Origin of the sequence: Pseudomonas sp. St290 (assembly GCF_018325805.1) — a bacterium.
Lineage (GTDB): Bacteria > Pseudomonadota > Gammaproteobacteria > Pseudomonadales > Pseudomonadaceae > Aquipseudomonas > Aquipseudomonas bijieensis.
Map to the genome: position 1 here is coordinate 648,769 of NZ_AP014703.1, position 12,275 is coordinate 661,043.

Annotated in this window: 10 protein-coding genes; 9 read left to right on the forward strand and 1 reads right to left on the reverse strand. The window is 61.2% G+C overall.

The window, feature by feature from the left end:
* Window positions 1–205 precede the first annotated feature (205 nt).
* From PBDP_RS02755 to PBDP_RS02785, 7 genes are all read left to right on the forward strand, one after another.
* The gene (locus PBDP_RS02755; RefSeq protein ID WP_109752114.1) at window positions 206–1,963 is read left to right on the forward strand and encodes a carbamoyltransferase family protein; all 1,758 of its coding nucleotides are present in this window, start codon (window positions 206–208) and stop codon (window positions 1,961–1,963) included.
* Window positions 1,947–3,077 (forward strand): glycosyltransferase, encoded by a 1,131-nt coding sequence (locus tag PBDP_RS02760; protein WP_109752115.1) that lies wholly within the window; start codon window positions 1,947–1,949, stop codon window positions 3,075–3,077. Before PBDP_RS02755 ends, PBDP_RS02760 begins: the two co-directional genes overlap by 17 nt.
* Window positions 3,077–3,973 carry an antimicrobial resistance protein Mig-14 gene (locus tag PBDP_RS02765; RefSeq protein WP_116834021.1) on the forward strand — a complete coding sequence of 299 codons (897 nt, stop codon included), beginning with the start codon at window positions 3,077–3,079 and terminating at the stop codon, window positions 3,971–3,973. Before PBDP_RS02760 ends, PBDP_RS02765 begins: the two co-directional genes overlap by 1 nt.
* A gap of 8 nt (window positions 3,974–3,981) precedes the next feature.
* On the forward strand, window positions 3,982–5,382 hold the full coding sequence (locus tag PBDP_RS02770) for a PIG-L deacetylase family protein (RefSeq protein WP_212801785.1): 1,401 nt from the start codon (window positions 3,982–3,984) through the stop codon (window positions 5,380–5,382).
* 84 nt (window positions 5,383–5,466) lie between these two features.
* Window positions 5,467–6,423, forward strand: coding sequence for a glycosyltransferase family protein (locus tag PBDP_RS02775; protein ID WP_109752118.1), 957 nt, complete (start codon window positions 5,467–5,469; stop codon window positions 6,421–6,423).
* A gap of 55 nt (window positions 6,424–6,478) precedes the next feature.
* Complete coding sequence (locus tag PBDP_RS02780; protein ID WP_109752119.1) at window positions 6,479–7,243, forward strand: glycosyltransferase family protein; 765 nt, start codon at window positions 6,479–6,481, stop codon at window positions 7,241–7,243.
* A 48-nt stretch (window positions 7,244–7,291) separates the two neighbouring features.
* A complete protein-coding gene (locus PBDP_RS02785; RefSeq protein ID WP_109752120.1) occupies window positions 7,292–8,395 on the forward strand; it encodes a glycosyltransferase in 1,104 nt (367 codons plus the stop codon).
* On the opposite strand, the gene PBDP_RS02790 is transcribed toward PBDP_RS02785, so the two are convergent.
* Complete coding sequence (locus tag PBDP_RS02790; RefSeq protein WP_116834023.1) at window positions 8,381–8,986, reverse strand: BUD32 family EKC/KEOPS complex subunit; 606 nt, start codon at window positions 8,984–8,986, stop codon at window positions 8,381–8,383. The two genes, PBDP_RS02785 and PBDP_RS02790, sit on opposite strands and share 15 nt — an antisense overlap.
* Before the next feature lie 107 nt (window positions 8,987–9,093).
* On the opposite strand from PBDP_RS02790, the gene PBDP_RS02795 reads away from it, so the two are divergent.
* Entirely contained in the window at window positions 9,094–10,266 is a 1,173-nt protein-coding gene (locus tag PBDP_RS02795) for an O-antigen ligase family protein (RefSeq protein ID WP_109752122.1), read from the forward strand.
* Between the two features lie 15 nt (window positions 10,267–10,281).
* On the forward strand, window positions 10,282–12,087 hold the full coding sequence (gene msbA / locus PBDP_RS02800; RefSeq protein ID WP_109752123.1) for a lipid A export permease/ATP-binding protein MsbA: 1,806 nt from the start codon (window positions 10,282–10,284) through the stop codon (window positions 12,085–12,087).
* The last annotated feature ends 188 nt before the right edge of the window (window positions 12,088–12,275 follow it).

Sequence of the window (12,275 nt, forward strand, 5' to 3'; positions counted from 1 at the left end):
CGGGAGCAAGCTCCCTCGCCACAGGTACGCTGCCCTGCAAGCGCCAGGCAATCGTGTGCTGTACGCTCGCCACTCACCGCTAGAGGCTTAAGGCCGCTTTTAAGCTATAATCCCGCCCTTTAGCTGCCCCGCACCCTTGGCGCGCGGCACATCAATTTTTCGCGGCGCTTGTCGCCCGTATGCAGACATAAGAGGCTAGACCCCTGTGGCATTGACGATTCTTGGCCTGTCCGGCGCCCTTAGCCATGATCCTTCCGCAGCGCTGTACATTGACGGCAAGCTGATCGCGGCGGCCGAGGAAGAGCGCTTCGTACGCGATAAACATGCAAAGAACCGCATGCCCTACGAGTCGGCGAAGTTCTGCCTGGAACAGGCTGGCATCAAGCCGTCCGACGTTGACGTGGTGGCGATTCCCTTCGCCCCGATCAGCCTGTTCGGCGAGGCTCGCTGGCACTACGCCAAGCGTTACTGGTACGCCCCGGACCGCGCCCTCGACGCGATCCTGATGGGTAACCGTCGCTACAAGCGCTATCGCCGCAAGATCGTCTGGTGCCTGGAGCAACTGGGCTTCGATCCGAAAAAAATCAAGATCGAGCCGGTCGAGCACCACCTGGCCCACGCCTCCAGCGCCTACCACTGCTCGGGCTTCCAGGAAAAAACCGCGATCCTGGGCATCGATGGCAAGGGCGAATACGCCACGACCTTCTTCGGCTACGGCGAAAACGGCAAGATCCACAAGATCAAGGAATTCTTCGACCCAGACTCCCTGGGTGGCCTGTACGGCGCGATCACCGAGTTTCTCGGTTTTGAAATGCTCGACGGTGAATTCAAGGTCATGGGCATGGCGCCTTACGGCGATGCCAGCAAGTACGATTTCTCGCGCCTGGCCTCGTTCGAAAACGGCGAGCTGGTGATCAACACCGACTATGCCAACGTGATCGGCCTGCGTCGCTATAAAGAGAAGGGCAAGGGTTTCTACTTCTCGCCGAAGCTGATCGAGTGGCTCGGCCCGAAACGCGAAGGCGACATCGCCGACGAGCCGTACATTCACTACGCGGCCAGCATGCAGGCGCTGTTCGAGAAGCTCGCGCTGCAAATGATTGATCACTACCTGGGCGACGTACTCAAGGAAACCGGCAAGCTGGCTTTCGCCGGCGGCTGCGCGTTGAACGTCAAGCTGAACCAGAAAATCATCGCCCGCGACGACGTCAAGGAGCTGTTCGTGCAACCGGCTTCCGGTGACGCCGGTACCGCGGTGGGTGCGGCGGCTTATGTGTCCCACGCCCGTGGTGTGCCGGTAGAGAAGATGGAACATGTCTACCTCGGCCCGGCCTACAGCAACGAAGACGTGATCGCTGCATGCGCCCGCCATCCGAGCAAGCCGGCATGGCGCAAGATCGACAACACGCCTGAGCGCATCGCCAAGATCATGGTCGACGGCAATCCGGTGGCCTGGTTCCAGGGGCGCATGGAGTTTGGCCCGCGTGCCCTGGGCGGTCGCTCGATCATTGGCTGCCCGAGCGCCAGCGGCGTGGCCGATCGCATCAACGAACAGATCAAGTTCCGCGAGCGCTGGAGGCCTTTCTGCCCGTCGATGCTCGACACCGTCGCGCCGCAGATGATCAAGGTCGACCACCCGGCGCCGTTCATGACCTTCACCTTCGAAGTGGCCGAAGAATGGAAAACCCGCGTGCCGGAAGTCGTCCATGAAGACGGCACGTCCCGGGCCCAGGTGCTCAAGCGTGAATACAACCCGCGCTACTACGACATGATGAAGGCGCTGGAAGTCCTGACCGGCAACGGCGTGTCGCTGAATACTTCGCTCAACCGTCGTGGCGAACCGATGATCTGCTCGCCGACCGACGCGCTGAACATGTTCTATGGTTCCGACCTGCAGTACCTGATCATGGAAGACATCCTGGTGGTCAAAGACGGCGTGGACGCTTATGACACGCTCGGCTGAGCGACATGTGCTGCAGTTCTGCCACGGTTATGACGGGCCGTTCCTCGACTGCGCCCGTCAGTACGCCAGCCTGTTCGCGGGCACTGGCTATCGCGTGACCACGGTGTTTCTCACTGGGGCGGCCGATGCTGAGGTCGCCGCCGGCTGTGCCTCGGACGAGGTGCTGTTCATGGAGTACAGCTCCAGTGCCGTTCGCGGCCTGAAGCTGGGTGCCATCAGCGATCTGCGCAAGATCGCCGCCTCACGCAATTTCAGTTTCTGCATTGCCCATCGCTTCAAGCCGATCTACATCGCCCTGTTGGGCACGCGCCTGCCGGTGATCGGCGTGCACCATGCCTTTGGTGACTACCAGCGGCGTACACGCCGGCTGTTCGCCCATGTGTTTCGCAAGCGTCTGAGCCTGCTCGGAGTGTCCGATGCGGTGCGTGACGACATGCGTCGCTGCCTGCCGAAATGGCCGGCTACGCGGATCCAGACTCTCTACAACCGCATCGACCTCGATGCCGCCCAGGCCGGCCAAGTCTCCCGGGAGGAGGCGCGGCATACGCTCGGGCTGGATACGGACGCCTGGATTGTCGGCAATGTTGGCCGTCTGCACCCGGACAAGGACCAGGCCACACTGTTGCGCGGCTTTGCCGCGGCACTGGAGTATCTGCCGGTCAACAGCCAGTTGGCGATTCTCGGCAAGGGCCGTCTGGAGCAGGATCTCAAGGCACTGGCTCGTGAGCTGGGCATTGCTGATCGCGTGCTGTTTCTTGGCCAGGTGCCCGAGGCGCGCCGTTATTTCCGCGCTTTTGATGTGTTCGCCCTGAGCTCCGACCACGAACCGTTCGGCATGGTGCTGCTCGAAGCCATGGCCGCTGGCGTGCCGTTGCTGGCCACGGCCTGCGGCGGCGCCAAGGAAGTGGTCGAGGACGTGGGCATCCTGTTTCCGCTGGGCGACGCCGAGCACATGGCCCAGGGGCTGCAACACCTGGCGGCCATGGACGATCTGCAGCGTCGCCAATGCGCCGAGCTGATGCTCGACCGCTTGCGCGAACGCTTCTCGGATCGCGCCGTACGCGAGGCATTCTGGCGTTTGCCCCAAGTCACCGAACTGGCGCCGAGGGCCTGATGCTCAACCGATTCCAAGGCTGGCGCGAGCGCGGCTGGACCGCTGTCGATGCGTCGATTTATGCCCAGGCCTGGCAGCGTTTTGGCGGCAGTGTGGCGACCCATCCTTTGGTGGTCGAGCGCCTGGCGGCCCTGGCCGGGATTCCCGTGCGCTACCTGGCGTTCGAGCAGGATGGCGAACTCAAGGCCGCCATACCGACCTGGGGCCGCGACCTGGCGCTGTCCAAAGACGTGCTCAAGCGCAGCGGCAAGAAGGGCCTGTTCGACCTGGGCAATGCCGAGCTGATCCTGCCGGCGGCGCCCGATGCACAAGCCCCGTTGCGGCATCGTGGACGTTACCTGTCGGCCCTCAATGAGGGACGCTTCAGCGGCTTGAAGTTGCAGCAGGAACAACTGGCCATGGCCCGCACGCCGGAAGAACTGTCCAAGAAGTTTCGCTACAACCAGCGCCGCGAGTTGCGTTTGCTGGAAGAGGCGGGCGGGGTGGTACGGCCGGTCGACGAGTTTTCCAGCGCCGAGTTGGCCTCGATCTACTGTGACCTGTTCCTGCGTCGCTGGGGCTTTGCGGCCACCGGTGCCGAGCGCATGGGCGAGGTGATCGAGTTGCTGCGCGAATGGTTGATCGGCTCGGTGATTTTTCTCAACGATGCGCCGATTGCCATCCAGTTGGTGTATCGCGTCGAAGCGCCCGAGTGGATCAGCGTCGAGTACATCAACGGTGGCGTCGACCCGCAGACCCGCGAATTCAGCCCTGGCAGCGTGTTGAGCTTCCTCAACACCCAAAGCGCCTGGGAACATGCTCGTGCCGCCGGCAAGCCGTTGCGTTTTTCATTCGGCCGGGCGGACCGGGAATACAAGGACCGTTGGTGCAACCCCGTGCCGGTGTTTACCGTATGAACCCGCCCATGAGTCGCAAGCAACAGCTGCTCCGGCGCCACCGTCGCAACAAGCGCGTGGGGTTGTTATTCGCCCTGGTGGTGTTGGTGTCGCTGGGCGTCGCGGTGGCCTGGTGGCTGCCCCTGGTACTGGCGGTGCTGGGCTGGATCGCCCACGAGGCGTGGTTCGCCGATCACTTGTTCTATTCGCCCCGGGACGATTACCAATACAGCTTCCCGCCGTTCACCCAGCAACCCAAGGTGCATTTGAATGCCGGGCGGCTACGGTTGGACGAAGGCGTGATCCTGGACGATGGCGCGACGCTGATCCTCGCGCTGCGGATCAAGAGCACTTGGCTGGGACGCTTTATCGACCCGCTCGTCGAATTGTCGGGCGGCGAAAGGGACCTGCAAACTTTCGAGCGCGGGGTCAATGGCCTGCGCTATCTCAACCTCAGCGAGCAGGGTCCGGCGTTGTCCCGGGGCGAGCTGCGTCTGCGTGGGCGCCATTGCCGTTTGCTGGGCGAGCCGACGCTGTGGTCTTTCGCGCCACCACAAGTCCAGCGCCAGCGGGTGATGGTCATCGCCCCTCACGCCGATGATGCGGAACTGGCTGCCTATGGTTTGTACAGCCAGGCAGACGAAACCTGGATTGTGACGCTGACCGCCGGTGAAATCGAAGCTGAGCATTATCAACAGATGGGCTTGGACCGTGTCGAGGCCGCGCGGCTCAAGGGCCGTTTGCGCGCCTGGGACAGCATTGCCGTACCGCGTTGGGCTGGGGTGCCTGAAGCGCACTGTGTGCAGTTGGGGTATTTCTGCCTGCAACTGGCGGCCATGCAGGCGGCGCCGAGCCAACCACAAGGCTCTCGCGAGGCTGGCCTGAGCGATATCCGGCTGTTCCGCCAGTTGAACCCGTTCACCTTGCCGGGCGATGCCGACGGCGCGCCGACCTGGAACAACCTGCTGGCGGACCTGCGCGAACTGCTGCTCAAGGCGCGTCCCGAAGTCATTGTATTGCCACATCCGACCCTCGATCCGCACCCCGATCATCTCTGCGCCCATCATGCCGTCCTGCAAGCCCTCGAAGGCCTGGAGTGGCAACCGACCACGCTGTTGGGCTACGCCAATCACCTGCACGACAATGATCGCTGGCCCATGGGGGATGCGGGCACAGGCATTGCGTTGCCGCCGTATTTCGAGCCGGCCCAGCCGATGCAGCCTGTCAGCCTGCCGCTGGCGTTGCCTGGACAGCGCGACAAGGCCATGGCGCTGGGCATGATGCATGACCTGCAACCGCGCGCGCCGTTCAAGCGACGCTTGCGCCGTGGCATCCAGCGCCTGCTGGCCGGGCGCACGGGCTCGCCGTATGGCGAGAACGAGTTTTTTCGCAAGGCTGTGCGTCGCCATGAGCTGTTCTGGCGGTTGTAACGGTCCAAGGTGGGGAGGCTTTGCGCTACGGCGCAAACCGGCCTCCGGTTATTTATCAAGTCGTTCGGTGCCGCAAGGAAAACGATGAAAGTTCTGTTTCTGGTGCAGAAAGAACAGCGGGCCATCCTGGACCGACTCTACGAAGGCGTGGCCGCTCATTGCGAGTGCGACTTGCGCTGGCTCGACAGCAAGGAACAACGCAACCTGCGGGGATATTTCCGCCGCCACGTGGATGTATCGCGTTATGACCGGATCGTGTTTTTCCTGCGTTTCAAGCAGGAGATCCGCCAGGCTGGTTTCATCCGCACGATCCCCAACCTGGTGATCCTCGAGCACGATGCCTACCAGAATTACATCCCGTGCAAATACACCGGCAAGTTCAGTGCGCATTACCGTCGCCTGCCGTGGGTGCGGGTGATCAGCTCCGGCTTCATGGTGACCGAACGTCTGCGTGGCGAAGGTTTCGATGCGGTTTTCGTGCCCAAGGGCTACGATCAGTCGTTATTGCAGGATCAGGGGCGTGAGCGGGACATCGAGTTGGCCTTCGTCGGCAGCACCAACAGTGTCGCCTACAGTGGTCGCAAGGCCCTGCTGGATGAGCTGGGGCGCGTTGAGCCGCTGGTCGTGACCCGGACCAAGTCCGGCGAAGAGTATTGCGAAACCCTTAACCGTATCCGTTTTTTCGTCAGTGCCGACGTAGGCATGGGCGAATTCATGATCAAGAATTTTGAAGCGATGGCCTGCGGTTGTGTGCTGCTGGCGTTCGATCAGGGCGTCGAGGAGGCGCGGGCGCTGGGGTTGCAGGACATGCACAACGTGGTGTTGTACCGTGACATCCCACAGCTCCAGGAAAAACTTTCCCGGCTGCGCGCCGACCCCGAGCTGGCGCGCAGTGTGGCGCACAACGGCCAGAAGCTGGCGCTTGAACAGTTCAGCTTCGCGCGCATCGGGCAGAAAATCGTTGAAGCATTGGAGCCGCCGCTGCGGCCTCGTGCCCCATTGAATCTGCTGGAAACATTGCGCCTGAAACTGGGCGTTTGATACGAACCGTTGAGCCATCCGGTGTTCAGATGGCGTTTGACTAAATGGTATTTCAGTGCAGTTTTCCGACGATAGTGACATTACCCTGGTGGTAACCAGTTGCGGCCGGCTCGACCTGCTCAAGCAGACCCTGGAGAGCTTCGACCGTTTCAACACCGCGCCGATCCGTGAGGTCTTCATTACCGAAGATGCCGGCGACGAAGGCGTACATGCGGTCATTCCCGCTCACTGGAAGGACCGCACGACGGCCTTCGTCAATCGACCGAAGCTGGGACAACTGGCTTCGATCGACCTGGCGTACGAGCACGTCAAGACGCCTTATATCTTTCACTGTGAAGATGACTGGGCGTTCTATCGCCCGGCCTTCGTGGAAGATTCGCGCACGATCCTGGAGCAACGGCCAGATATTCTTCAGGTGTGGTTGCGTAACTATGTCTACGATTTGTGCGTGCACAGTCCCTACATTCGCCTGGGCGAGCGTGAAGTCATCGGCGGCGTGCCCTGTTATCCATTGATTTCAGACAAGCCCGAATGGCAAAGCTTCTCCCTCAATCCTGGCCTGCGGCGGTTGAAGGAGTATCGGCTGTGTGCCCCTTTCGCCGGTTTCGGCGGTGAAAAAGCCTTGTCGCTTCGTTATGCCGAACTGAACTTGACGGCGGTCACGCTCGAAGGGGATGCTGTTTTGCATACCGGATTCGGGGTGCATGTGGAAGTACCCGTGGAGCGCCAGCGCAAGGCCCGCCGCAAGCGCCGCGAGCAAGTCAAGTTGTCCCTGGTTCTCTTGCTCGGGGTCTGCATTGGCTGGCTTATCAACTACTGAATGCCGCGAAGCATGAATCCTGGTCCGCGATAAAAGGTTTGCTGCTCGATGAGCATTATCAATGTCATGTGGGCGGGCGGTGCACCGTTCGCTTCGGTACACAAGGTCCATAATCAGATTCTCTCGCGGATGGAACCAGCGATGCCTGTCAAGACATGGCTCTTGCAGGGGTCGGCGGCTGCCTGCCAGATTGATGTCGGGGCGGCGCTTGAGTGGAATATGACATCGGCCCGGCTCAAGGGTCGACACGTTTGGCGTCTGCTAAAACCCCTGATGCACAATCGTTTCCGTCAGGCGTTGCTCGACAGCGATGCGCGTGTGGTATTGCTCGATGGCATCGGTGTGGCCCGTACCCTGTTGCCGGTCCTCAAGGTCATGCCGCAGATCCGCGTAGTGGTGATCTTCCATGGCGCGACACGGCTCAATCCTGCGGGGCGCGAGCTGTTGCGCGGCTTCCCTGCCTCCCGCCTGACCCTGGCTGCGGTCTCCCAGACCCTGGCGATGTCGCTCCAGGACGAGTTGGGCATGCAGGTCGCTGCGCTGCGTAGCGCGTTCGATCCGGCGCAATTCCAGGCCGCGCTGCTGTCTCGCGAAGCGGCACGTGCCCGACTGGGTCTACCAGACTCGCAGACGCGGATATTTGGCGCGGTGGGACGGCTGGTGGACAGCAAGGGGTTCGCCTGTCTGCTGGAGGCGTTTGGCCGGGCGGCGATCCACCACCCCGATTGGCGCCTGGTGATTGTCGGCGAGGGACCGAGGCGCGAAGCGCTGCAAGCGAGGATCGCCCGGCCGGATCTGGTCGACAAAGTCTTGCTGGTGGGGCATCTGGAGGATGTGGCGACGCTCTATCGGGCATTTGACTGGGTGCTGATCCCGTCCCTGGACGAGGGCCTTGGACTGACCCTCCAAGAGGCTGTCCTGGCTCGTGTCCCGGTGCTGGCCAGCGAACTTGCGGTCTTTCGTGAACAACTGGGCGACACCGGCTGGTACGCGATGCCCAACGACGAAAGTGGCTGGAGCGAGGCGATCGAACGAGCGGCGCAGGCTTCGGCCGATACGGTCGCAGCGGCTCAGTACCGGGCACTGGCCCCTGACGAGGCCTGGTCGAGCTTCAGCCAGGTCGCCCGGCAGTTGATCTCAGGCAGTCAGTAGGGCATTTTCCAATGCTTGCATCGGAAAGCTCCCGTTCAGGTTCTCTCGGGCAATATAACGAGCGAAATGCCGCAAGTTGCGACGTGCCAGATAGCGTGGCAGTGGCGAGCGCAGGAAGCGCATGTCGGCCACATCGATCAACCCCAGTTGGTTTTCAGGCGTGACGACGATGTTGCCCAGATGCAGCGAGCGAAAATAAATACCGCTGGCATGCAGGCTGCGGATCAACTCGACAAGCGCTGGAAGGGTATGCTGCCAGCTGAAGTTTTCCTGACTTGATAATTGACGCAGGGTTTTACCAGGAAGCGGTCGATACAGTACGGCGGTCATGCCGGGTTTTTGCAGTTTGTAGAAGGCCAGCACTTCGAGGGTCGGTACGCCGAGCTTCTGCAGGCGGGCCGCATTATTGATGAATCGCGTTGAATAAGGCCTCAGCAAGGCCGAAGAAAAAAGCCGCTTGCGGCGAAACAGCTTGAGGATATTCCCATCCTGCAGCAGATAGACTTTTGGGCCGTAGCTGTCGGCCTCCAGAATGCTGGCGCCTTCAATCAATTGATTCAAAGCGGCTTGGGGAAGCCGTGAGGATTGCATCGTAGGGAAACCTTGTTGAAAGAACCGGTGCCGTGGCGGGCCATGATGCCCAAAAGTTTTTGTTTTCACCATGCCGGTTTGGCTGGTAGACCGTTTAGGAGCGTTAGATGCAGGCAACACGTTGGGCACAGGGCTGGATGGCCTTTGGCTTGTTATGGTTTTTGCTGGCGATAGCCCTGGCACCGACTAACAAGATTTATCAACAGGGGTTGGTTGTATTTGTCTGGCTGCCGGTGATCGTCTTCGCCTGGCCGGCCCGTCATCGGTTGGCGGAGGTATGGCGTGCCCAACGCGTGATCTACACGGCGCTGCTGGCGCTGATGGCCTGGGCCCTGGTGACACTGGCCTGGGCCGAAGTGGCAGAGCCTGCCCGCGAGGCCAAGCGATTGCTCTACATCCTGGCGTTCCTGTTGTTTTTCCCGATCTTTGCCAACGGTCAGCCCGAACGCGTGATTCGTATCATGCAATGGGGCGGCCTGGGGCTTGCGCTGACGGCCTTGTTGGCCATCATCCATTTCTATGGGTATGCGAACCATCACTGGAATGTGCGTCTGCAAGGGTTGGGGGAGTTGTCTCATCCAATCCTTGGCGGCTACGTGATCGGGTTGGCGGCAATCTGGATGTTGCATTGGATGCCACGTCATTTGGGGTTGCAAGTGCTTTGGGTCGTGGCCTTGGCGCTGTTGGGCATATTCGTCGTGGCGAGTCAGAGTCGCGGCGCTGCGCTGGCCTTGCTGCTCAGCGTACTGGCCATGCCGATCTATTGTCGGGACCAGAGGGTCCGGATTATCGCCGCCACGACCCTGGTGCTGGCAATGCTGACTTTCTGGTTGCTCGAGCCGTTGGTCATGGCGCGCGGTGCTTCCTATCGGCCCGAGATTTTCATGTCGAGCCTGCACATGATTGCCGAGCGCCCATGGGGCGGTCTTGGCGTGGCGGCTGATTACCGGGTTATCGTCCACGGCCTCAAGTTCGATCACGCCCACAATCTGTTCAGCCATGTCGCCATTCAACTCGGGTTGCCGGGGCTGCTGCTGTGGTGCATCGTCTGGTTCGCCGTGCTGCGCGAAGCCTGGCGCGCCCGGGAAAGCCTGCTGGGCCGGGGCGTGCTCGGTATGTGGGTGTTTTCATTCCTGGCGATGCAGTTCGACGCTGCGAGCCTGACCGGAACCCCCCGCGCCGAATGGTTCATTACCTGGCTGCCGATTGGTCTGGCCAGCGTTTTGACCTGGGCGCAGGCCAATGCCGGTGGCTGTGATAAAATTCCGCGTTCTTCCTAACCAGTGAGCCCGACGATGAGTGACGCACCGCCCAAAGCGGAACAGGATTCCAGCCTGAAGATCTATTTTCGGTTGCTGGGATACGTCAAACCCTACGCGGGCATTTTTCTGCTGAGTATCGTGGGTTTCGTGATATTTGCCTCGACCCAGCCCATGCTGGCCGGGATTCTCAAATATTTCGTCGACGGCTTGAGCAACCCCGATGCGGTGCTCTTCCCCAACGTGCCGTACCTCAAGGATTTGAAACTGCTGATGGCGGTGCCGCTGCTGATCGTTCTGATCGCTGCCTGGCAGGGCCTGGGGTCGTTCCTGGGCAACTATTACCTGGCCAAGGTTTCCCTGGGGCTGGTGCACGACTTGCGGGTCGAGTTGTTCAAGAAGTTGCTGGTGCTGCCTAATCGCTATTTCGACACCCACAATTCCGGGCACCTGATTTCCCGCATCACCTTCAACGTGACCATGGTCACCGGTGCTGCCACCGATGCCATCAAGGTGGTGATCCGCGAAGGTCTCTCCGTGGTGTTCCTCTTCGCCTACCTGGTGTGGATGAACTGGAAGCTGACCCTGGTGATGCTGGCGATCCTGCCGCTGATCGCGGTCATGGTCAGCAGTACCAGCAAGAAATTCCGCAAGCAGAGCAAAAAGATCCAGGTGGCCATGGGCGACGTGACTCACGTTGCCTCCGAGACCATCCAGGGCTACCGAGTGGTGCGCAGCTTCGGCGGTGAGGCCTATGAAGAGCAGCGCTTTACCAACGCCAGCCAGGGCAACACCGACAAGCAATTGCGCATGACTCGCACCGGCGCGGTCTACACGCCGATGTTGCAGTTGGTGATCTACACCGCCATGGCGGCCCTGATGTTCCTGGTGCTGTTCCTGCGCGGCGACGCGACGGCCGGTGACCTGGTGGCCTACATCACGGCTGCTGGCCTGCTGCCCAAGCCGATTCGCCAACTCTCGGAGGTCAGCTCCACCATCCAGAAAGGCGTGGCCGGTGCCGAGAGCATCTTCGAGCAACTGGATGTCGAGCCGGAGATCGACAGGGGGACCGTCGAGCAGGAGCGGGTCAGTGGTCGTCTCGATGTGCGCAACCTGAGCTTTACCTACCCCGACGCTGAGCGCGAGGTACTCAAGGACATCAGCTTCACGGCGGCACCCGGACAGATGATTGCATTGGTGGGCCGTTCAGGTAGTGGTAAATCGACCCTGGCGAGCCTTATCCCGCGCTTCTATCACCATGAGGTCGGCCAGATTCTGCTCGACGACGTGGAAATCGAAGACTACCGCCTGCGTAACCTGCGTCGTCATGTCGCCCAGGTGACCCAGCATGTCACGCTGTTCAATGACACGGTGGCCAACAATATCGCCTACGGTGACCTGGCCGGTGCGCCACGGGCCGACATTGAAAAGGCGGCTCGGGATGCCTATGCGATGGACTTCATCGAGCAGTTGCCCGATGGCCTGGACACGGAGGTCGGCGAAAACGGCGTGTTACTGTCCGGCGGCCAGCGCCAGCGCCTGGCCATTGCCCGGGCGTTGTTGAAGAACGCGCCGCTGCTGATCCTCGACGAGGCCACCTCGGCGCTGGACACCGAATCCGAACGGCATATCCAGGCCGCGCTGGATCAGGTCATGAAAGGCCGTACGACCCTGGTCATCGCCCATCGTCTGTCGACCATCGAAAAAGCCGACATGATCCTGGTGATGGACCAGGGCCGTATCGTCGAGCGGGGAACCCATGGCGAGCTCCTGGCGCAGAACGGCTACTACGCGCGTCTTCACGCCATGGGGCTGGACGCCCCCGCCGAGAATATCGCCTGAGTTCGGATTCCAGGCTGTGACAGCCGGCCTGTTTCTCTCGGCCGGCTTCGATCAACTGTGGGACACAAATGTTGTGTGCAGCCAGTACCAATGTGCGAGCTTGCTCGCGATAGCGGTGTCTCCGGGGCGGCGATGTCGAATGTTCCGACGCCATCGCGAGCAGGCTCGCTCCCACAAGTTTGTATCGA

What these genes read in the sequence shown, in the direction of transcription:
- PBDP_RS02775 (WP_109752118.1), top strand. Translation starts at nt 5,467, where the DNA reads ATGAAAGTTCTGTTTCTGGTGCAGAAAGAACAGCGGGCCATCCTGGAC.
- PBDP_RS02790 (WP_116834023.1), bottom strand. Translation starts at nt 8,986, where the DNA reads ATGCAATCCTCACGGCTTCCCCAAGCCGCTTTGAATCAATTGATTGAA.
- PBDP_RS02785 (WP_109752120.1), top strand. Translation starts at nt 7,292, where the DNA reads ATGAGCATTATCAATGTCATGTGGGCGGGCGGTGCACCGTTCGCTTCG.
- PBDP_RS02795 (WP_109752122.1), top strand. Translation starts at nt 9,094, where the DNA reads ATGCAGGCAACACGTTGGGCACAGGGCTGGATGGCCTTTGGCTTGTTA.
- PBDP_RS02765 (WP_116834021.1), top strand. Translation starts at nt 3,077, where the DNA reads ATGCTCAACCGATTCCAAGGCTGGCGCGAGCGCGGCTGGACCGCTGTC.
- PBDP_RS02760 (WP_109752115.1), top strand. Translation starts at nt 1,947, where the DNA reads ATGACACGCTCGGCTGAGCGACATGTGCTGCAGTTCTGCCACGGTTAT.
- msbA (WP_109752123.1), top strand. Translation starts at nt 10,282, where the DNA reads ATGAGTGACGCACCGCCCAAAGCGGAACAGGATTCCAGCCTGAAGATC.
- PBDP_RS02770 (WP_212801785.1), top strand. Translation starts at nt 3,982, where the DNA reads ATGAGTCGCAAGCAACAGCTGCTCCGGCGCCACCGTCGCAACAAGCGC.